The organism is Streptomyces sp. NPDC055189 (assembly GCF_053606765.1).
The window spans coordinates 31,227-47,871 of sequence record NZ_JBSGSG010000013.1 but is presented as its reverse complement, the minus strand read 5'-3'; the positions used below and the strand labels follow the sequence as shown (position 1 = coordinate 47,871).

The window sequence follows — 16,645 nt, the reverse complement described above, 5'->3', positions numbered from 1 at the left end:
AGCACCATGGACATGCGAAAGCGGGCCCGCCCCGAAGGGCGGACCCGCTCACAGCAAGGCAGAGCCTCAGGCGTCCTTGGACTCCTCGGCAGCGTCCTCAGCCGGCTTCGCGTCCTCGACGGGCGCGTCGTCCTTCTTGAGGGCGTCTTCCTTGACGGCGCGCTTCGTGGCCGCCTCGGCCTCACCGGTGGCAGCCTGCGCCACGGTCAGGGCCTCGACAAGCTCGATGATCGCCATGGGCGCGTTGTCGCCACGACGGTTACCGATCTTGGTGATACGGGTGTAGCCACCCGGGCGGTTCTCGTAGCGCGGGCCGATCTCCGTGAAGAGCGTGTGCACGATGCTCTTGTCGGTGATGACGGACAGCACCTGGCGGCGGTTGTGAAGGTCGCCCTTCTTCGCCTTGGTGACCAGACGCTCCGCGTAGGGACGCAGACGACGGGCCTTCGCCTCGGTGGTGGTGATGCGGCCGTACTCGAAGAGCTGCTTGGCGAGGTTCGCCAGCAGAAGCTTCTCGTGCGCGGCGCTGCCGCCCATACGGGCACCCTTGGTGGGCTTCGGCATGGTGTTTCTCCTAGTGATCTGCCCCGGCCGTATCAGGTACCGGGGACAGGGCCCCGAGGGCGGACGCCCCCGGGCAGTTCATCAGTACTGCTCGGTCTCGACGAAACCGGCGTCCGCGTCGTCGTCGGCGCCGAAGGCGTCGGCGGCAGCGGTCGGGTCGAAGCCGGGGGGCGAGTCCTTGAGCGCAAGACCCATGCCGTTGAGCTTCATCTTGACCTCGTCGATCGACTTCGCACCGAAGTTGCGAATGTCGAGCAGGTCCGCCTCGGAGCGGGCCACGAGCTCACCCACGGAGTGGATGCCCTCGCGCTTGAGGCAGTTGTACGACCGAACGGTGAGCTCGAGCTCCTCGATCGGCAGGGCGAGATCGGCGGCCAGGGCCGCGTCCGTCGGCGAGGGGCCCATGTCGATGCCCTCGGCGTCGATGTTGAGCTCGCGGGCCAGACCGAACAGCTCGACCAGGGTCTTACCGGCCGACGCCATGGCGTCACGGGGACGCATGGCCTGCTTGGTCTCGACGTCGACGATCAGCTTGTCGAAGTCGGTGCGCTGCTCGACACGCGTGGCCTCGACCTTGTACGTGACCTTCAGGACCGGCGAGTAGATCGAGTCGACCGGGATGCGCCCGATCTCCTGACCGACCTGCTTGTTCTGGACGGCGGAGACGTAGCCGCGACCGCGCTCGACGGTCAGCTCCATCTCCAGCTTGCCCTTGCCGTTGAGCGTGGCGAGGACCAGGTCGGGGTTGTGCACCTCGACACCGGCCGGCGGGGCGATGTCAGCGGCGGTGACGAGACCGGGACCCTGCTTGCGCAGGTACATCACGACGGGCTCATCGTGCTCGCTGGAAACGACCAGCTGCTTGATGTTGAGGATGAGGTCGGTGACGTCTTCCTTGACGCCCGGCACGGTGGTGAACTCGTGCAGGACACCGTCGATGCGGATGGACGTGACGGCCGCACCCGGGATCGAGGAGAGAAGGGTCCGACGCAGGGAGTTGCCGAGGGTGTAACCGAAGCCCGGCTCCAGCGGCTCGATCACGAACCGGGAGCGGAATTCGTCGACGACCTCTTCGGTCAACGAGGGACGCTGAGCGATCAGCATGAAGTGTTTCCTTCAGTCATGGACACCCACTATTTGATGTCCTTGAGTGCTACAAGGGTACGGGCGGTACGGCTCCGGAGAGCCGCACCGCCCGAAAATCCCTGGGTCAAGCGACGTGCGTCAGACGCGGCGACGCTTGGGGGGACGGCAGCCGTTGTGCGGCGTGGGGGTGACGTCCTGGATCGAACCGACCTCGAGGCCCGTGGCCTGGAGGGAGCGGATCGCGGTCTCACGGCCGGAGCCGGGACCCTTGACGAAGACGTCAACCTTGCGCATGCCGTGCTCCTGGGCGCGACGCGCGGCCGACTCGGCGGCCATCTGCGCGGCGAACGGAGTCGACTTGCGCGAGCCCTTGAAGCCGACGTGGCCGGCGGAGGCCCAGCTGATCACGTTGCCCGTGGGGTCCGTGATCGAGACGATGGTGTTGTTGAACGTGCTCTTGATGTGGGCGTGCCCGTGAGCGACGTTCTTCTTTTCCTTGCGGCGCACCTTCTTGGCAGCGCCCTGACGACCCTTGGGGGGCATCTATTAACTCCTACGCGAGGTGGTCGGTCCTGCAGCGACAGCTGTCGATCGACCGCTGAGGACTACTTCTTGCCCGGCTTCTTCTTACCGGCGATGGCGCGACGCGGGCCCTTACGGGTGCGGGCGTTGGTGCTGGTGCGCTGACCGCGGACGGGCAGGCCACGACGGTGACGAAGACCCTGGTAGCAACCGATCTCGACCTTGCGGCGGATGTCGGCCTGGATCTCGCGACGGAGGTCACCCTCGGTCTGGATGTTGGCGTCCACGTACTCGCGGATCTTGATCAGGTCCTCTTCGGACAGATCACGAACACGGGTGTTGCGGTCCACACCGGTGGCGTCCAGCGTCTGCTGGGACAGCGTGCGGCCAATGCCGAACACGTACGTGAGGGCAACCTCGACGCGCTTTTCGCGCGGGAGGTCAACACCTTCAAGGCGTGCCATTCAAGGCTCCTGTTGATTTTCGGAGGTCTTCAGCAGGACCGGTCCCGAGTGCCGTACGAGGTACATCCCGGGTCCCCGGCCTCCGACCGGGGGTGTCGCCCTCCATCACTGAAGAGGGACGCGTCCTGCATATGTGCTTACGTGCGTCGCGCGAAAATCTGCGAACTGCAGTCGTGCGTCAGCCCTGGCGCTGCTTGTGGCGCGGGTTGTCGCAGATAACCATGACCCGGCCGTGACGGCGGATCACCCTGCACTTGTCGCAGATCTTCTTGACGCTCGGCTTGACCTTCATTGGTGAGGTTCTCCGGGTCAGTGCCACACCCCACGTGAATGAGGTGCGGGCAAGATCTACTTGTACCGGTAGACGATCCGGCCACGAGTCAGGTCGTAAGGAGACAACTCCACCACGACCCGGTCGTCAGGGAGGATGCGGATGTAGTGCATACGCATCTTGCCGCTGATGTGTGCCAGGACCTGGTGGCCGTTCTGGAGCTCAACCTTGAACATGGCGTTCGGAAGAGACTCAACGACAGTGCCCTCGATCTCGATGGCACCTTGCTTCTTGGCCACGCTCTGCCCTTCGAATCGACTACCTTGATCGACTTCGTACGCCGCATGCAGGCACACGGATGCACGAGAGCCGACGAGTCAGTCTACGTCAGGCCACCCGGAAAGACGAATCGAGGAAGAATGCCCTACAACCAAGATCCCTAAGCACCGGGGGCCGTCCCCGCTGTGGGCAGGCGTTCCGCAGGGCGGAACGGGTGGGCACAGCGCACCAACGCCGGATGCCGAAACAAAAGGCGCCCACCCCGGCGCAGGCGGGCTCAGCCCAGCGGGTCAGGGGCGGCAGTCACGCCGTACTCCGCAAGCTTCGCCCTGCCGCAGTCAGGAGCCGTGAGAACAATCGGCCCCTCCTCCGTCAGCGCGACGGAGTGCTCCCAGTGCGAGGACCAGGTCCCGTCGGTCGTGATGACCGTCCAGTCGTCCTCCAGGACCTCCGTGCGGGGCGTGCCGAGGGAGACCATGGGCTCGATGGCCAGGCAGAAGCCGGGCACCAGCTTGGGGCCCTTGCCGCGCCGGCGCTCGACGTAGTTCAGGAGGTGGGGGTCCATGTGCATCTCGGTGCCGATGCCGTGGCCGCCGTAGTCCTCGACGATGCCGTACTTGCCGCCGCCGGGCTTCGGCTGGCGGCGGATGTACGACTCGATGGCGCGGGAGATGTCGACGAGCCGGTTGCCCTGCTTCATGGCGGCCAGACCGGCCCACATCGACTCCTCGGTCACCCGGGAGAGCTCGATCAGCTCCGGAGCGTGACCGGTGCCCACGAACGCGGTGTAGGCGGCGTCGCCGTGCCAGCCGTCGATGATGGCGCCCGCGTCGATGGAGATGATGTCGCCGTCCTTCAGGACGGTCTTGTCGTCCGGGATGCCGTGCACGACGACCTCGTTGACCGAGGTGCAGATCGTCGCGGGGAAGCCGCCGTATCCCAGGAAGTTGGACTTCGCGCCGTGCTCGGCGATCACCTTGCGGGCGACGTCGTCCAGGTCCTTCGTGGTCGCACCCGGCACCGCCGCCTCGCGCGTAGCGGCGTGGACCGCGGCGACGACAAGGCCCGCCTCACGCATCTTCGCGATCTGCTCGGGGGTCTTGATCTGCACCATGGGGCTTCCGCTCTCCGTCGTCCGTCCAACAACCGGTTATGTACACAACACTACGGCCGCGGTCCCCCGAAGGGCACCGCGGCCGAAACAGCGTACTGGACTGCGTACGGGCTACTTGCCGCCCTTGATCGCGTCCATCGCGCGCTTGGTGACCTCGTCCACCTTGCCGAGCGCGGAGATCGTGACCACCAGGCCCTGGGCCTTGTAGTGGTCGATGATCGGCTCGGTCTCGCGGTGGTACACGTCGAGCCGCTTGCGCACGGTCTCTTCCTGGTCGTCACCGCGCTGGTAGAGCTCGCCGCCGCAGACGTCGCAGACGCCCTCGGTCTTCGGCTTGCTGTACGTCACGTGGAAGACGTGGCTGGAATCGTTCCGGCAGATGCGACGGCCGGCGATGCGCTTGACCACCTCGTCCTCGGGGACCTCGAGGTCCAGGACGGCGTCGAGCTGCTGGCCGTCCGTCTTGAGCGCCTCGTCCAGGGCCTCGGCCTGCGACACGTTCCGCGGGAAGCCGTCGAGCAGAAAGCCGTTCTCGGCGTCCGGCTGCGCCATGCGGTCCTTCGCCATGCCGATGGTGACCTCGTCGGGGACGAGATTGCCGTCGTCCATGTAGGCCTTCGCCCGCTTGCCAAGCTCCGTGCCCTGGCTGATGTTGGCACGGAAGAGGTCGCCCGTGGAGATGTGCGGGATCGACAGGTTCTTGGCGAGGAACGCTGCCTGCGTTCCCTTGCCCGCCCCGGGCGGCCCGACGAGGACGATTCGCATCAGCGGAGGAACCCTTCGTAATTGCGCTGCTGGAGCTGGCTCTCGATCTGCTTCACGGTCTCCAGACCCACACCCACGATGATCAGGATGCTTGTCCCGCCGAACGGGAAGTTCTGGTTCGCGCCGAAGCCCACCAACGCCATCGTCGGTACAAGAGCGATCAGACCCAGATACAGCGAGCCCGGCCACGTGATCCGGTTGAGTACGTAACTCAGGTACTCAGCGGTCGGACGGCCAGCCCGGATGCCCGGGATGAAGCCACCATACTTCTTCATGTTGTCCGCGACTTCCTCGGGGTTGAACGAGATAGCCACGTAGAAGAAGGCGAAGAACACGATCAACAAGAAGTACGTCGCGATGTAGATCGGGTGGTCACCCTTGGTCAGGTTCGCCTCGATCCACTGCTTCCACCCGGAATTGCCGCCCGCGAACTGGGCTACAAGAGCAGGGATGTAGAGAAGCGAGGAGGCGAAGATCACAGGGATGATGCCCGCCTGATTGACCTTCAGCGGAATGTACGTCGAGGTGCCGCCATAAGAACGGCGGCCGATCATGCGCTTCGCGTACTGGACGGGAATGCGGCGCTGAGCCTGCTCGACGAAGACGACCAGACCGACCATGACGAGCCCGACCGCGATGACGGTGCCGAACTCGATCCAGCCACCGGCCAGCGAGCCCTGCTTCTTGATGGCCCACAGGGCGCTCGGGAAGGTGGCGGCGATCGAGATGAACATCAGGATCGACATGCCGTTGCCGATGCCGCGGTCGGTGATGAGCTCACCGAGCCACATGACGCAGGCCGTACCCGCGGTCATCGTGATGACCATGGTGACGGTCACGAAGATGGACTGGTCCGGAACGATCTCGGTGGCGACGGGGCAGCCGGAGAACAGCGAGCCCGTACGAGCCGTGGCCACGAGGCCGGTCCCCTGGAGGATCGCGAGCGCGACAGTCAGATAACGCGTGTACTGCGTGATCTTCGCCGTGCCGGCCTGGCCCTCCTTCTTGAGGGCCTCGAGCCGCGGGATCACCACGGTCAGCAGCTGCAAGATGATGCTCGCCGTGATGTACGGCATGATGCCGAGCGCGAAGATCGTGATCTGCAGCAGCGCCCCGCCACTCATCATGTTGACCAGACCGAACAACCCCTGGTTGGAGTTGGCCTGGTCCATGCAGACCTGGACGTTCTTATAGCTCACGCCCGGGATCGGAATGTGCGTACCGATCCGGTAGATCACGATGATGCCGAGAGTGAAGAGCAGCTTCTTGCGCAGGTCGGGCGTCTTGAACGCCCGGGCGAACGCGGTGAGCACGGTGCCTCCTGCGACCCCCGCGCGCGTGCGCAAGAGGTAGTGGTCTGAGGATCGACGAATACGTATCAGTCAGAAAAACCGCACGGCAAGACCGCACGGAGCTTAGACAGTGCACGCCACCTTACCGGCGACCGTGCCCCCCTTGGAACGACCAACCGGGGATGCCCCATATGTGGGGCATCCCCGGCTGGGAATCGCTCAAGTCATCGAGGCGCCTGAAGAATTCAGACGAGCTCGGTGACGGTACCGCCGGCGGCGGTGATCTTCTCCTTGGCGGAGCCGGAGACGGCGTCAACCGTCACCTGCAGCGCCACGGTGACCTCACCCTGGCCGAGGACCTTGACGAGGCTGTTCTTGCGAACGGCACCCTTGGCGACGAGACCCTCAACGGTGACCTCGCCACCCTCGGGGAACAGCGCGCTCAGCTTGTCGAGGTTCACGACCTGGAACTCGGTCTTGAACGGGTTCTTGAAGCCCTTGAGCTTCGGGAGACGCATGTGGAGGGGCATCTGGCCACCCTCGAAGCGCTCCGGAACCTGGTAACGGGCCTTGGTGCCCTTGGTACCACGACCAGCGGTCTTACCCTTGGACGCCTCACCACGACCCACACGGGTCTTGGCGGTCTTGGCGCCCGGGGCGGGCCGGAGGTTGTGGACCTTCAGCGGGTTCTGCTCCGCCATGTCAGTCGACCTCCTCAACCGTCACGAGGTGGCGGACGGTGTTAGCCATTCCGCGGAACTCGGGGCGGTCTTCCTTGACGACCACGTCGTTCAGGCGCTTGAGCCCGAGCGAACGCAGCGTGTCACGGTGGTTCTGCTTGCTGCCGATGTACGACTTCGTCTGCGTGATCTTGAGACGGGCCATTACGCACCCGCTCCCGCACGCGCACGAAGCAGAGCCGCGGGGGCGACGTCCTCGAGGGGCAGACCACGGCGAGCCGCGATCTCCTCGGGACGCTGCAGGCCCTTCAGGGCCTCCACGGTCGCGTGCACGATGTTGATCGCGTTCGACGAACCGAGCGACTTCGACAGGATGTCGTGAACGCCGGCGCACTCGAGCACCGCACGCACCGGGCCACCGGCGATAACACCGGTACCGGGGGAAGCAGGCTTGAGCAGGACGACGCCCGCGGCCTTCTCGCCCGTGATCGGGTGCGGGATGGTGCCCTGGATACGCGGGACCTTGAAGAAGTTCTTCTTGGCCTCTTCAACGCCCTTGGCGATGGCCGCGGGAACTTCCTTGGCCTTGCCGTATCCGACACCTACGGTGCCGTCACCGTCGCCCACCACGACCAGCGCGGTGAAGCTGAAGCGGCGACCACCCTTGACAACCTTGGCGACACGGTTGATCGCGACAACGCGCTCAACGTATGCGGTCTTCTCGGCGGCAGCGCCACCGTCGCGACCCTTCCGGTCCCGCCGCTCGCCGCCACCGGCACCGCTTCCGCGGCGCTGGGGTCCAGCCATTGGAATTACCTCTCTCTGTTACGTCCGCTAGCTCCGGAACCGGGGCTTAGAACTTCAGCCCGGCTTCGCGGGCGGCGTCCGCCAGAGCGGCAATGCGCCCGGCGTACTTGTTGCCACCGCGGTCGAACACGACGGCCTCGACACCCGCAGCCTTGGCACGCTCGGCAACGAGCGCGCCGACCTGCTTGGCCTGCGCCGACTTGTCGGCTTCGCCACCGCGGATCGTGGTGTCCAGGGTCGACGCCGACGCAAGGGTGTGACCCTTGAGGTCGTCGATGACCTGAGCAACGATGTTGCGGTTCGAGCGCGTCACGACGAGGCGCGGACGCTCCGCCGTACCCGACACGTTCTTGCGGATGCGGATATGGCGGCGGGCCTTGGCGGCACGCTTGTAAGCGTCACCCTTGGCGATCTTCACACCGTATGCCATGGCTTACTTACCTGCCTTTCCGACCTTGCGCCGGATGACTTCGCCCTCGTACTTGACGCCCTTGGCCTTGTACGGGTCGGGCTTGCGCAGCTTGCGGATGTTGGCCGCAACCTCGCCGACCTTCTGCTTGTCGATGCCCTCGACCGAAAGCTTGGTCGCGGACTCCACCTTGAAGGTGATGCCCTCGGGGGCCTCGACCAGGATCGGGTGGCTGTAACCCAGCGAGAACTCCAGGTTGGAGCCCTTCGCGAGCACGCGGTAACCGACACCGCTGATCTCGAGCTTCTTCACGTACCCCGTGGTCACACCGGTGATCATGTTCGCCACCAGCGTGCGGGACAGGCCGTGCAGGGCCTTGTTCTGACGCTCGTCGTTGGGGCGGGTGACGCTCAGGACGCCGTCCTCACCCTTAGCGATGTCGATCGGCGCGACGACGGTGTGGGAAAGGGAGCCCTTGGGACCCTTAACCGAAACCGTCCGGCCGTCGATGGTGACGTCCACGCCGGCGGGAACCGTGATGGGGAGCTTGCCAATACGCGACATTAGCTATTCCTCCGTTCCCGACTACCAGACGTAGGCGAGGACTTCCCCACCTACGCCCTTCTTGCCTGCCTGCTGGCCGGTGAGCAGACCGTGCGACGTGGAGATGATCGCCACGCCCAGGCCGCCGAGCACCTTCGGCAGGTTGGTGGACTTCGCGTAAACCCGGAGACCGGGCTTGGAGATCCGCTTGATGCCCGCAATGGAGCGCTCACGGTTCGGGCCGAACTTCAGCTCGAGGACGAGGTTCTTGCCGACCTCGGCGTCCTCGGTCTTCCAGCCCGTGATGAAGCCCTCCTGCTGGAGGATCTCCGCGATGTGAGACTTGATCTTGCTGTGCGGCATCGCCACGGAGTCGTGGTACGCCGAGTTCGCGTTACGCAGACGAGTCAGCATGTCCGCGATCGGATCAGTCATGGTCATGAATTGGCCTTCGGCCTCTCTCGCCGTGGTTTCCTATCTGCGCCATCCCTCTCCCCACTCAGAGGCGGGACGGGTGCGGCGCGGGGACCTACGGCGTAGTAAGTCGGTCAGGGCGGCAGGCGCCCAACCCTCCTAGCCTAAGGCATAGAGGGGTGGGCTACCTACCGACCAGATACTTACCGAGAGCCTCCAGTAATTCCCAAGTCCCTAAGGACAGCGGGGAATTACCAGGAGCTCTTGGTCACGCCCGGCAGCTCGCCACGGTGAGCCATCTCACGAAGGCAGACGCGGCACAGGCCGAACTTGCGGTACACGGAGTGCGGACGGCCACAGCGCTGGCAGCGGGTGTAGCCACGCACACCGAACTTGGGCTTACGAGCAGCCTTGGCAATAAGTGCCTTCTTCGCCATCTCGCTTACGCCTCCTTGAACGGGAAGCCGAGGTGACGAAGGAGCGCACGGCCCTCAGCGTCGTTGGTCGCCGTGGTGACCACGGTGATGTCCATACCCCGGACGCGGTCGATCTTGTCCTGGTCGATCTCGTGGAACATGACCTGCTCCGTGAGACCGAAGGTGTAGTTGCCACGGCCGTCGAACTGCTTGGGGGACAGACCACGGAAGTCGCGGATGCGCGGAAGCGCGAGCGACAGGGTGCGGTCCAGGAACTCCCACATGCGGTCGCCACGAAGCGTGACGTGGCAGCCGATCGGCTGACCCTCGCGCAGCTTGAACTGCGCGATGGACTTCCGGGCCTTGGTGATGGCCGGCTTCTGACCGGTGATCGTGGTCAGGTCACGGACGGCACCGTCCATGAGCTTGGAGTCACGGGCGGCGTCGCCGACACCCATGTTCACCACGATCTTGACGAGGCCGGGGGTCTGCATGACGTTCTCGTACGAGAACTCTTCCTGCAGCTTGCCCGCGATCTCCTCGCGGTACTTCGTCTTCAGACGCGGGCTGGTGGTGGTCGTCATCAGATGTCCTCACCCGTCCGCTTGGCAACGCGGATCTTGTTGCCGTCATCGTCGAAGCGGAAACCGACACGCGTGACGACCTTGTTGCCGTCCTTCTCCACGACCAGCTGGACGTTGGAGACGTGGACAGGGGCCTCGGTGGTCACGATGCCGCCGGCCTGCGAACCGCTGGCGGTCGGGCCGGCCTTCGTGTGCTTCTTGACCCGGTTGACACCCTCGACCAGGACACGCTCGTCGCGCGGGTAAGCGGCAATGACCTTGCCCTGCTTGCCCTTGTCCTTACCGGTGATGACCTGGACCAGGTCGCCCTTCTTGATCTTCATGCTTACAGCACCTCCGGCGCGAGCGAGATGATCTTCATGAACTTCTTCTCGCGCAGCTCACGGCCGACCGGGCCGAAGATACGGGTGCCGCGAGGGTCGCCGTCGTTCTTCAGAATGACGGCGGCGTTCTCGTCGAAGCGGATGTACGAGCCGTCGGGACGGCGGCGCTCCTTGACGGTGCGAACGATGACGGCCTTGACGACGTCACCCTTCTTCACGTTGCCACCGGGGATCGCGTCCTTGACGGTGGCGACGATGACGTCACCGATGCCCGCGTAGCGGCGACCCGAGCCACCGAGAACACGAATGGTGAGAATTTCCTTCGCACCCGTGTTGTCGGCGATCCGAAGTCGCGACTCCTGCTGGATCACGTCTATCTCCTGTTTGTCTGCCGGTTCCCGGCGAGCTCCGTAAGTCGAATCACGGAGCTCGCCGAGCCTGGCGGAACGAACTCTGGGGGAAACCCCTCAGAGATTTACTTGGCCTTCTCGAGGATCTCGACGATGCGCCAGCGCTTGGTCGCCGACAGCGGACGCGTCTCCATCAGGAGGACGCGGTCGCCGACGCCGGCAGCGTTCTGCTCGTCGTGCGCCTTGAGCTTGTTCGTACGGCGGATGACCTTGCCGTACAGCGCGTGCTTCACGCGGTCCTCGACAGCGACGACGACGGTCTTGTCCATCTTGTCGCTGACGACCAGACCCTCACGGGTCTTGCGGAATCCGCGGTCAGTCTTGGTCTCAGTCACGTTGCTCTCGCTCATCAGGCGCTCTCCACCGTCTCGATGCCCAGCTCGCGCTCACGCATCAGGGTGTAGATCCGCGCGATGTCCTTGCGGACGGCCTTGAGCCGCCCGTGGTTCTCGAGCTGACCGGTCGCCGCCTGGAAGCGGAGGTTGAACAGCTCTTCCTTGGCTTCGCGAAGCTTCGCGAGAAGCTCCTCGTCGCCCAGTTCGCGCAGCTCGGACGCCTTGGTACCGGCCGACATCACGACTCACCTGCCTCGCGCCGAACAATCCGGCACTTCATCGGAAGCTTGTGAGCAGCGCGGGTAAGCGCCTCACGCGCAGTCTTCTCATTCGGGTAGGACAGCTCGAACATCACCCGTCCGGGCTTGACGTTCGCGACCCACCACTCGGGGGAACCCTTACCGGAACCCATGCGGGTCTCGGCGGGCTTCTTCGTCAGCGGACGGTCCGGGTAGATGTTGATCCAGACCTTGCCGCCACGCTTGATGTGGCGGGTCATCGCGATACGAGCCGCCTCGATCTGGCGGTTGGTCACGTACGCCGGAGTGAGGGCCTGAATCCCGTACTCGCCGAACGCAACCTGCGTACCACCCTTTGACATACCGCTGCGCTTGGGGTGGTGCTGCTTGCGGTGCTTGACCCTACGAGGGATCAGCATGTCGGTCAGGCCTCCGTTCCGGTGCTCTCAGCCGGAGCGGCAGCTGCGGCGGGAGCGTCGGCCTTGGGGGCCTCGGCAGCCGGCGCGGACTGCTGCTGCGGCTTGCGGCCGCGGCCGCCACGCTCGCCACCACGGCCACCACGGGCCGGGCGGTCGTTGCCGCCACCACGGGCCGGGCGGTTACCCGCACGGGCCGCAGCGTTCTCGGCGCGGACCTCGGCGATGTTCTTGACGTCGCCCTTGTAGATCCAGACCTTCACGCCGATACGGCCGAAGGTCGTCTTGGCCTCGAAGAAGCCGTAGTCGACGTTCGCACGGAGCGTGTGCAGCGGCACACGGCCCTCGCGGTAGAACTCCGACCGGGACATCTCGGCGCCGCCGAGACGGCCGCCACACTGGATCTTGATGCCCTTGGCGCCGGCCTTCATCGTCGACTGCATGCTCTTACGCATGGCGCGACGGAAGGAGACGCGGGAGGACAGCTGCTCCGCAACGGCCTGCGCGACCAGCTGAGCGTCGACCTCGGGGTTCTTGACCTCGAGGATGTTCAGCTGAACCTGCTTGCCCGTGAGCTTCTCGAGGTCGCCGCGGATGCGGTCGGCCTCGGCGCCACGGCGGCCGATGACGATGCCGGGACGCGCGGTGTGGATGTCCACCCGCACGCGGTCACGGGTGCGCTCGATCTCAACCTTCGAGATGCCGGCGCGCTCCATGCCGGACGTCATCATCCGACGGATGGCGACGTCTTCCTTGACGTAGTCCTTGTACAGCTTGTCGGCGTACCAACGCGACTTGAAGTCGGTGGTAATGCCGAGCCGGAACCCGTGCGGGTTTACCTTCTGGCCCATTACCGGGTTCCTTCCTTGCTGCTGACGACCACGGTGATGTGGCTGGTCCGCTTACGGATCCGGTAGGCACGGCCCTGAGCACGCGGACGGAACCGCTTCAGGGTCGGGCCCTCATCCACGTACGCCTCGCTGATGACCAGCGAAGAGGCGTCACTGTGGTCGTAGTTGTGTGCAGCGTTGGCAATGGCGCTGTCAAGCACCTTGCCAACCGGCACGCTCGCGGCCTGCGGGGCGAAACGCAGGACCGCCTGAGCCTCCGTGGCATCCATGCCACGGATGAGGTCCACCACTCGGCGGGCCTTCATGGGCGTGACGCGGATGTACCGCGCCTGGGCCCTGGCTTCCATGGTTGTCCCTTCGGTGTAAGTCATAGTCGTTCCACCCCGCGCTAGCGGCGCTTCGACTTCCGGTCGTCCTTGACGTGGCCGCGGAAGGTGCGAGTCGGCGAGAACTCGCCGAGCTTGTGGCCGACCATCGCCTCGGTGACGAACACCGGGATGTGGGTCTTGCCGTTGTGCACCGCGATCGTGTGGCCCAGCATGGCCGGGACGATCATCGAGCGACGGGACCAGGTCTTGATGACGTTCTTGGAACCTGCTTCGTTCTGAGCGTCCACCTTCTTTACGAGGTGGCCGTCAACGAAGGGTCCCTTCTTGAGACTGCGCGGCATCTAAACCCGCTCCTAGCGCTTCTTGTTCGTCTTGCGGCGGCGGACGATGTACTTGTTGCTCGCCTTCTTCGGCGAACGAGTACGACCCTCCTTCTGACCCCACGGCGAGACCGGGTGGCGACCACCGGAAGTCTTGCCTTCACCACCACCGTGCGGGTGGTCGACCGGGTTCATCGCCACACCGCGAACGGTCGGGCGAACGCCAAGCCAGCGCTTACGGCCGGCCTTGCCCCAGTTGATGTTCGACTGCTCGGCGTTGCCGACCTCGCCAATCGTGGCGCGGCAGCGGACGTCGACCAGGCGGATCTCACCGGACGGCATACGAAGGTGGGCCATGGAGCCCTCCTTCGCCAGCAGCTGCACGGAGGCACCCGCGGAGCGGGCGAACTTCGCGCCGCCGCCGGGCCGCAGCTCGATGGCGTGGATGGTCGTACCGACCGGGATGTTGCGGAGCGCCAGGTTGTTGCCCGGCTTGATGTCCGCGCCCGGTCCGTTCTCGACCCGGTCACCCTGCGACAGGTTGCGGGGGGCCAGGATGTAGCGCTTCTCGCCGTCCGCGTAGTGCAGGAGCGCGATGCGCGCGGTGCGGTTCGGGTCGTACTCGATGTGCGCGACCTTCGCCGGCACGCCGTCCTTGTCGTGACGACGGAAGTCGATCACTCGGTAGGCGCGCTTGTGTCCGCCACCCTGGTGGCGAACGGTCACACGACCGGCGTTGTTACGGCCGCCCTTGCTGTGCAGCGGGCGGACCAGCGACTTCTCCGGCGTGGACCGCGTTACCTCGACGAAGTCGGCGACGCTGGAGCCACGACGGCCCGGCGTAGTCGGCTTGTACTTGCGGATTCCCATTTCTCAGTCCTCGTCCGATATTCGGACCAGGGCGCTCCGTTAGGAGGCCTGGCCGAAGATGTCGATACGGTCGCCCTCAGCGAGGGTCACGATCGCGCGCTTGGTGTCAGCGCGCTTACCGAAGCCCGTGCGGGTGCGCTTGCGCTTGCCCTGGCGGTTGATCGTGTTGACCCCAGTGACCTTGACCGAGAAGACCGCCTCGACGGCCTGCTTGATCTGGGTCTTGTTGGCGCCGGGCGCAACGATGAAGGTGTACTTGCCCTCGTCGAGGAGCGCGTAGCTCTTCTCGGAGACGACCGGCTTGACGAGGACGTCACGGGGGTCCGTGAAGCTCTTGCTCAGCGGCGTCTCGACGGTGTTCTTGCCCTCGGTGGCGTGACGCTTCGCCTTGGCGATGCGCGCTGCCTTGGCGGCCTTGGCCGCCTTGGGGGCGATGCTCGGGTGACGCGTAGCCATCAGGCTTCGCTCCCTTCGGTCTCAACGGCCTGGGGGCCAGACACGAAGGACTCGAAGGCGGCCTTGGTGAAGACCACGTCGTCCGAGACGAGCACGTCGTACGTGTTCAGCTGGCCCGGCTCCAGGATGTGCACCTGGGGCAGGTTGCGGGCGGAGAGCAGCGAAGTCTCGTCCGCACGGTCGATGACCAGGAGCACGTTCTTGCGCTCGCTGACCTTGCCGAGCAGCGTCTTCGCGGCCTTCGTGGAGATGTCGCCCTCGACCACGTTGGTGACAACGTGGATACGAGCGTTGCGGGCCCGGTCGGTGAGGGCGTGGCGCAGGGCCGCGGCCTTCATCTTCTTCGGGGTCCGCTGCGAGTAGTCACGCGGCTGCGGGCCGTGGACGACGCCACCGCCTGCGAACTGCGGCGCACGGGTCGAACCCTGGCGCGCGCGGCCGGTGCCCTTCTGGCGGTACGGCTTCTTACCACCACCGCGGACTTCACCGCGGCGCTTGGTCTTGTGCGTGCCCTGACGGGCAGCGGCCAGCTGTGCGACAACGACCTGGTGGATCAGCGGAATGCTGATCTTCTCGACGTCGAAGATCTCCGAGGGGAGCTCGACGGTCCCGGCCTTGTCGCCTGCCGGCGAAAGGATGTCAATGGTGCTCATCGGTTCCTCAAGCCCCCTTGGCCGCGGTACGGACCAGGACGAGGCCGCCGTTCGGACCGGGAACTGCGCCCTTGATGAGGAGCAGGCCCTTCTCCGCGTCAACGGCGTGAACGGTCAGGTTCTGGGTGGTGACCCGCTCGTTGCCCATACGGCCCGCCATGCGGAGGCCCTTGAACACACGGCCCGGGGTGGCACAGCCACCGATGGAACCGGGAGAGCGGTGCTTGCGCTGGGTGCCGTGACCGGCGCCGAGTCCCTTGAAGTTGTGACGCTTCATGACACCGGCGAAGCCCTTGCCCTTGCTCTTGCCCGTGACGTCAACCTTGACGCCGGACTCGAACACCTCGGCAGTCACCTCCTGGCCCAGCGTGTACTCGCTGGCGTCGGGGGTGCGGATCTCCACCAGGTGGCGGCGGGGGGTCACGTCGGCCTTGGCGAAGTGACCCTTGAGGGGCTTGTTCACCTTGCGAGGGTCGATCTCGCCGAAGGCGATCTGGACCGACTCGTAGCCGTCGGAGTCATTCGTACGGACCTGGGTAACGACGCAGGGCCCGGCCTTGACGACGGTGACCGGGACGACACGGTTGTTCTCGTCCCAGACCTGGGTCATGCCGAGCTTCTCGCCCAGGACGCCCTTGATCTGCTTAGTCATCTGTCCGCGCCTCTCAGAGCTTGATCTCGATGTCGACGCCGGCCGGAAGGTCCAGGCGCATCAACGAGTCAACGGTCTTGGGCGTCGGGTCGAGGATGTCGATCAGGCGCTTGTGCGTGCGCATCTCGAAGTGCTCGCGCGAGTCCTTGTACTTGTGCGGCGACTTGATGACGCAGTACACGTTCTTCTCAGTGGGCAGCGGCACCGGGCCTGCGACCGACGCACCAGTGCGAGTCACCGTCTCGACGATCTTCTTCGCCGAAGAGTCGATGACCTCGTGGTCGTAGGCCTTGAGCCGGATGCGGATCTTCTGTCCCGCCATGGCTACTTGGTAGTCCTTTGTCTCGAACGCTCTGGCTCCCGGAAGGCCCTTTTTTCTACTTCCTCCGACCCACGCGGTCGGGCGTGTCGCAGTCCCGCTCACGGAGATTTCCCGAAGGATTTCCCTGCTAGGGGCTGCGGCCCAGATGACCGCGGGTCCGGGGGAAGAAACCCACCGGGCGCCTGGTTCAGCTTCCGCACTGCACTTCCCAGAAGATTCCCGTACGTCCGCTCCAGTGCTGCCTTACGGCAGATGGGGC

At 65.2% G+C, this 16,645-nt stretch carries 30 protein-coding genes; all 30 read right to left on the bottom strand.

Annotated features, from left to right (window positions below):
• Positions 1 to 66: 66 nt before the first annotated feature.
• Positions 67 to 564 (bottom strand): 50S ribosomal protein L17, encoded by a 498-nt coding sequence (gene rplQ / locus ACWFR3_RS12595; protein ID WP_361053552.1) that lies wholly within the window; start codon positions 562 to 564, stop codon positions 67 to 69.
• A gap of 81 nt (positions 565 to 645) precedes the next feature.
• Complete coding sequence (locus ACWFR3_RS12590; protein WP_016645160.1) at positions 646 to 1,668, bottom strand: DNA-directed RNA polymerase subunit alpha; 1,023 nt, start codon at positions 1,666 to 1,668, stop codon at positions 646 to 648.
• 120 nt (positions 1,669 to 1,788) lie between these two features.
• Positions 1,789 to 2,193: a 30S ribosomal protein S11 gene (gene rpsK, locus ACWFR3_RS12585; protein WP_003948617.1), complete on the bottom strand. Its 405-nt coding sequence runs from the start codon at positions 2,191 to 2,193 to the stop codon at positions 1,789 to 1,791.
• 62 nt (positions 2,194 to 2,255) lie between these two features.
• Positions 2,256 to 2,636, bottom strand: coding sequence for a 30S ribosomal protein S13 (rpsM, locus tag ACWFR3_RS12580; protein ID WP_135332566.1), 381 nt, complete (start codon positions 2,634 to 2,636; stop codon positions 2,256 to 2,258).
• A gap of 178 nt (positions 2,637 to 2,814) precedes the next feature.
• Positions 2,815 to 2,928 (bottom strand): 50S ribosomal protein L36, encoded by a 114-nt coding sequence (gene rpmJ, locus ACWFR3_RS12575; RefSeq protein ID WP_003974245.1) that lies wholly within the window; start codon positions 2,926 to 2,928, stop codon positions 2,815 to 2,817.
• A 56-nt stretch (positions 2,929 to 2,984) separates the two neighbouring features.
• Positions 2,985 to 3,206, bottom strand: a complete 222-nt coding sequence (infA, locus tag ACWFR3_RS12570) for a translation initiation factor IF-1 (protein ID WP_003948620.1) — start codon at positions 3,204 to 3,206, stop codon at positions 2,985 to 2,987.
• A 257-nt stretch (positions 3,207 to 3,463) separates the two neighbouring features.
• A complete protein-coding gene (gene map, locus ACWFR3_RS12565) occupies positions 3,464 to 4,300 on the bottom strand; it encodes a type I methionyl aminopeptidase (protein ID WP_453734538.1) in 837 nt (278 codons plus the stop codon).
• Between the two features lie 111 nt (positions 4,301 to 4,411).
• Positions 4,412 to 5,065 carry an adenylate kinase gene (locus tag ACWFR3_RS12560; RefSeq protein ID WP_453734537.1) on the bottom strand — a complete coding sequence of 218 codons (654 nt, stop codon included), beginning with the start codon at positions 5,063 to 5,065 and terminating at the stop codon, positions 4,412 to 4,414.
• On the bottom strand, positions 5,065 to 6,378 hold the full coding sequence (gene secY, locus ACWFR3_RS12555) for a preprotein translocase subunit SecY (RefSeq protein WP_453734536.1): 1,314 nt from the start codon (positions 6,376 to 6,378) through the stop codon (positions 5,065 to 5,067). Before secY ends, ACWFR3_RS12560 begins: the two co-directional genes overlap by 1 nt.
• 224 nt (positions 6,379 to 6,602) lie before the next feature.
• On the bottom strand, positions 6,603 to 7,058 hold the full coding sequence (gene rplO / locus ACWFR3_RS12550; protein ID WP_249588330.1) for a 50S ribosomal protein L15: 456 nt from the start codon (positions 7,056 to 7,058) through the stop codon (positions 6,603 to 6,605).
• A gap of 1 nt (position 7,059) precedes the next feature.
• Positions 7,060 to 7,242, bottom strand: a complete 183-nt coding sequence (gene rpmD / locus ACWFR3_RS12545; protein ID WP_041985698.1) for a 50S ribosomal protein L30 — start codon at positions 7,240 to 7,242, stop codon at positions 7,060 to 7,062.
• Entirely contained in the window at positions 7,242 to 7,844 is a 603-nt protein-coding gene (gene rpsE, locus ACWFR3_RS12540; protein ID WP_006126891.1) for a 30S ribosomal protein S5, read from the bottom strand. The genes rpmD and rpsE overlap by 1 nt, the downstream gene beginning before the upstream one ends.
• A gap of 46 nt (positions 7,845 to 7,890) precedes the next feature.
• Positions 7,891 to 8,274 (bottom strand): 50S ribosomal protein L18, encoded by a 384-nt coding sequence (gene rplR / locus ACWFR3_RS12535; RefSeq protein WP_365862731.1) that lies wholly within the window; start codon positions 8,272 to 8,274, stop codon positions 7,891 to 7,893.
• 3 nt (positions 8,275 to 8,277) lie between these two features.
• Positions 8,278 to 8,817 (bottom strand): 50S ribosomal protein L6, encoded by a 540-nt coding sequence (rplF, locus tag ACWFR3_RS12530; RefSeq protein WP_249588331.1) that lies wholly within the window; start codon positions 8,815 to 8,817, stop codon positions 8,278 to 8,280.
• 21 nt (positions 8,818 to 8,838) lie between these two features.
• Positions 8,839 to 9,237 carry a 30S ribosomal protein S8 gene (gene rpsH, locus ACWFR3_RS12525; protein WP_160506666.1) on the bottom strand — a complete coding sequence of 133 codons (399 nt, stop codon included), beginning with the start codon at positions 9,235 to 9,237 and terminating at the stop codon, positions 8,839 to 8,841.
• 224 nt (positions 9,238 to 9,461) lie between these two features.
• Positions 9,462 to 9,647 carry a type Z 30S ribosomal protein S14 gene (locus tag ACWFR3_RS12520; RefSeq protein ID WP_003948630.1) on the bottom strand — a complete coding sequence of 62 codons (186 nt, stop codon included), beginning with the start codon at positions 9,645 to 9,647 and terminating at the stop codon, positions 9,462 to 9,464.
• Positions 9,648 to 9,652: 5 nt separating this feature from the next.
• A complete protein-coding gene (gene rplE, locus ACWFR3_RS12515) occupies positions 9,653 to 10,210 on the bottom strand; it encodes a 50S ribosomal protein L5 (RefSeq protein WP_344522014.1) in 558 nt (185 codons plus the stop codon).
• Positions 10,210 to 10,533 (bottom strand): 50S ribosomal protein L24, encoded by a 324-nt coding sequence (gene rplX / locus ACWFR3_RS12510; RefSeq protein ID WP_160506664.1) that lies wholly within the window; start codon positions 10,531 to 10,533, stop codon positions 10,210 to 10,212. Before rplX ends, rplE begins: the two co-directional genes overlap by 1 nt.
• Positions 10,534 to 10,535: 2 nt before the next feature.
• Complete coding sequence (rplN, locus tag ACWFR3_RS12505) at positions 10,536 to 10,904, bottom strand: 50S ribosomal protein L14 (protein WP_073768975.1); 369 nt, start codon at positions 10,902 to 10,904, stop codon at positions 10,536 to 10,538.
• Between the two features lie 104 nt (positions 10,905 to 11,008).
• Complete coding sequence (gene rpsQ / locus ACWFR3_RS12500; protein WP_055564830.1) at positions 11,009 to 11,293, bottom strand: 30S ribosomal protein S17; 285 nt, start codon at positions 11,291 to 11,293, stop codon at positions 11,009 to 11,011.
• Positions 11,293 to 11,517 (bottom strand): 50S ribosomal protein L29, encoded by a 225-nt coding sequence (gene rpmC, locus ACWFR3_RS12495; protein WP_003998824.1) that lies wholly within the window; start codon positions 11,515 to 11,517, stop codon positions 11,293 to 11,295. The genes rpsQ and rpmC overlap by 1 nt, the downstream gene beginning before the upstream one ends.
• Positions 11,517 to 11,936: a 50S ribosomal protein L16 gene (gene rplP / locus ACWFR3_RS12490; RefSeq protein ID WP_135332557.1), complete on the bottom strand. Its 420-nt coding sequence runs from the start codon at positions 11,934 to 11,936 to the stop codon at positions 11,517 to 11,519. Before rplP ends, rpmC begins: the two co-directional genes overlap by 1 nt.
• A gap of 5 nt (positions 11,937 to 11,941) precedes the next feature.
• On the bottom strand, positions 11,942 to 12,784 hold the full coding sequence (gene rpsC / locus ACWFR3_RS12485) for a 30S ribosomal protein S3 (protein ID WP_160506663.1): 843 nt from the start codon (positions 12,782 to 12,784) through the stop codon (positions 11,942 to 11,944).
• Positions 12,784 to 13,131, bottom strand: coding sequence for a 50S ribosomal protein L22 (gene rplV, locus ACWFR3_RS12480; protein WP_016645177.1), 348 nt, complete (start codon positions 13,129 to 13,131; stop codon positions 12,784 to 12,786). Before rplV ends, rpsC begins: the two co-directional genes overlap by 1 nt.
• Positions 13,132 to 13,172: 41 nt before the next feature.
• Complete coding sequence (gene rpsS / locus ACWFR3_RS12475; RefSeq protein WP_190084420.1) at positions 13,173 to 13,454, bottom strand: 30S ribosomal protein S19; 282 nt, start codon at positions 13,452 to 13,454, stop codon at positions 13,173 to 13,175.
• Between the two features lie 12 nt (positions 13,455 to 13,466).
• Entirely contained in the window at positions 13,467 to 14,303 is an 837-nt protein-coding gene (gene rplB, locus ACWFR3_RS12470; RefSeq protein WP_160506661.1) for a 50S ribosomal protein L2, read from the bottom strand.
• Between the two features lie 39 nt (positions 14,304 to 14,342).
• Positions 14,343 to 14,759 carry a 50S ribosomal protein L23 gene (gene rplW, locus ACWFR3_RS12465; protein WP_365862735.1) on the bottom strand — a complete coding sequence of 139 codons (417 nt, stop codon included), beginning with the start codon at positions 14,757 to 14,759 and terminating at the stop codon, positions 14,343 to 14,345.
• Positions 14,759 to 15,412 (bottom strand): 50S ribosomal protein L4, encoded by a 654-nt coding sequence (gene rplD, locus ACWFR3_RS12460; RefSeq protein ID WP_365862737.1) that lies wholly within the window; start codon positions 15,410 to 15,412, stop codon positions 14,759 to 14,761. Before rplD ends, rplW begins: the two co-directional genes overlap by 1 nt.
• 7 nt (positions 15,413 to 15,419) lie before the next feature.
• Positions 15,420 to 16,064 carry a 50S ribosomal protein L3 gene (rplC, locus tag ACWFR3_RS12455; RefSeq protein WP_361182338.1) on the bottom strand — a complete coding sequence of 215 codons (645 nt, stop codon included), beginning with the start codon at positions 16,062 to 16,064 and terminating at the stop codon, positions 15,420 to 15,422.
• Positions 16,065 to 16,077: 13 nt separating this feature from the next.
• Entirely contained in the window at positions 16,078 to 16,386 is a 309-nt protein-coding gene (gene rpsJ, locus ACWFR3_RS12450; RefSeq protein ID WP_003948644.1) for a 30S ribosomal protein S10, read from the bottom strand.
• Between the last annotated feature and the right edge of the window lie 259 nt (positions 16,387 to 16,645).

Excerpts from the sequence above, each read along its gene's own strand:
- rplQ (WP_361053552.1), bottom strand. The coding sequence starts at position 564 with ATGCCGAAGCCCACCAAGGGTGCCCGTATGGGCGGCAGCGCCGCGCAC.
- ACWFR3_RS12590 (WP_016645160.1), bottom strand. The coding sequence starts at position 1,668 with ATGCTGATCGCTCAGCGTCCCTCGTTGACCGAAGAGGTCGTCGACGAA.
- rpsK (WP_003948617.1), bottom strand. The coding sequence starts at position 2,193 with ATGCCCCCCAAGGGTCGTCAGGGCGCTGCCAAGAAGGTGCGCCGCAAG.
- rpsM (WP_135332566.1), bottom strand. The coding sequence starts at position 2,636 with ATGGCACGCCTTGAAGGTGTTGACCTCCCGCGCGAAAAGCGCGTCGAG.
- rpmJ (WP_003974245.1), bottom strand. The coding sequence starts at position 2,928 with ATGAAGGTCAAGCCGAGCGTCAAGAAGATCTGCGACAAGTGCAGGGTG.
- map (WP_453734538.1), bottom strand. The coding sequence starts at position 4,300 with ATGGTGCAGATCAAGACCCCCGAGCAGATCGCGAAGATGCGTGAGGCG.
- ACWFR3_RS12560 (WP_453734537.1), bottom strand. The coding sequence starts at position 5,065 with ATGCGAATCGTCCTCGTCGGGCCGCCCGGGGCGGGCAAGGGAACGCAG.
- rplO (WP_249588330.1), bottom strand. The coding sequence starts at position 7,058 with ATGGCGGAGCAGAACCCGCTGAAGGTCCACAACCTCCGGCCCGCCCCG.
- rpmD (WP_041985698.1), bottom strand. The coding sequence starts at position 7,242 with ATGGCCCGTCTCAAGATCACGCAGACGAAGTCGTACATCGGCAGCAAG.
- rpsE (WP_006126891.1), bottom strand. The coding sequence starts at position 7,844 with ATGGCTGGACCCCAGCGCCGCGGAAGCGGTGCCGGTGGCGGCGAGCGG.
- rplR (WP_365862731.1), bottom strand. The coding sequence starts at position 8,274 with ATGGCATACGGTGTGAAGATCGCCAAGGGTGACGCTTACAAGCGTGCC.
- rplF (WP_249588331.1), bottom strand. The coding sequence starts at position 8,817 with ATGTCGCGTATTGGCAAGCTCCCCATCACGGTTCCCGCCGGCGTGGAC.
- rpsH (WP_160506666.1), bottom strand. The coding sequence starts at position 9,237 with ATGACCATGACTGATCCGATCGCGGACATGCTGACTCGTCTGCGTAAC.
- ACWFR3_RS12520 (WP_003948630.1), bottom strand. The coding sequence starts at position 9,647 with ATGGCGAAGAAGGCACTTATTGCCAAGGCTGCTCGTAAGCCCAAGTTC.
- rplE (WP_344522014.1), bottom strand. The coding sequence starts at position 10,210 with ATGACGACCACCACCAGCCCGCGTCTGAAGACGAAGTACCGCGAGGAG.
- rplX (WP_160506664.1), bottom strand. The coding sequence starts at position 10,533 with ATGAAGATCAAGAAGGGCGACCTGGTCCAGGTCATCACCGGTAAGGAC.
- rpsQ (WP_055564830.1), bottom strand. The coding sequence starts at position 11,293 with ATGAGCGAGAGCAACGTGACTGAGACCAAGACTGACCGCGGATTCCGC.
- rpmC (WP_003998824.1), bottom strand. The coding sequence starts at position 11,517 with ATGTCGGCCGGTACCAAGGCGTCCGAGCTGCGCGAACTGGGCGACGAG.
- rplP (WP_135332557.1), bottom strand. The coding sequence starts at position 11,936 with ATGCTGATCCCTCGTAGGGTCAAGCACCGCAAGCAGCACCACCCCAAG.
- rpsC (WP_160506663.1), bottom strand. The coding sequence starts at position 12,784 with ATGGGCCAGAAGGTAAACCCGCACGGGTTCCGGCTCGGCATTACCACC.
- rplV (WP_016645177.1), bottom strand. The coding sequence starts at position 13,131 with ATGGAAGCCAGGGCCCAGGCGCGGTACATCCGCGTCACGCCCATGAAG.
- rpsS (WP_190084420.1), bottom strand. The coding sequence starts at position 13,454 with ATGCCGCGCAGTCTCAAGAAGGGACCCTTCGTTGACGGCCACCTCGTA.
- rplB (WP_160506661.1), bottom strand. The coding sequence starts at position 14,303 with ATGGGAATCCGCAAGTACAAGCCGACTACGCCGGGCCGTCGTGGCTCC.
- rplW (WP_365862735.1), bottom strand. The coding sequence starts at position 14,759 with ATGGCTACGCGTCACCCGAGCATCGCCCCCAAGGCGGCCAAGGCCGCC.
- rplD (WP_365862737.1), bottom strand. The coding sequence starts at position 15,412 with ATGAGCACCATTGACATCCTTTCGCCGGCAGGCGACAAGGCCGGGACC.
- rplC (WP_361182338.1), bottom strand. The coding sequence starts at position 16,064 with ATGACTAAGCAGATCAAGGGCGTCCTGGGCGAGAAGCTCGGCATGACC.
- rpsJ (WP_003948644.1), bottom strand. The coding sequence starts at position 16,386 with ATGGCGGGACAGAAGATCCGCATCCGGCTCAAGGCCTACGACCACGAG.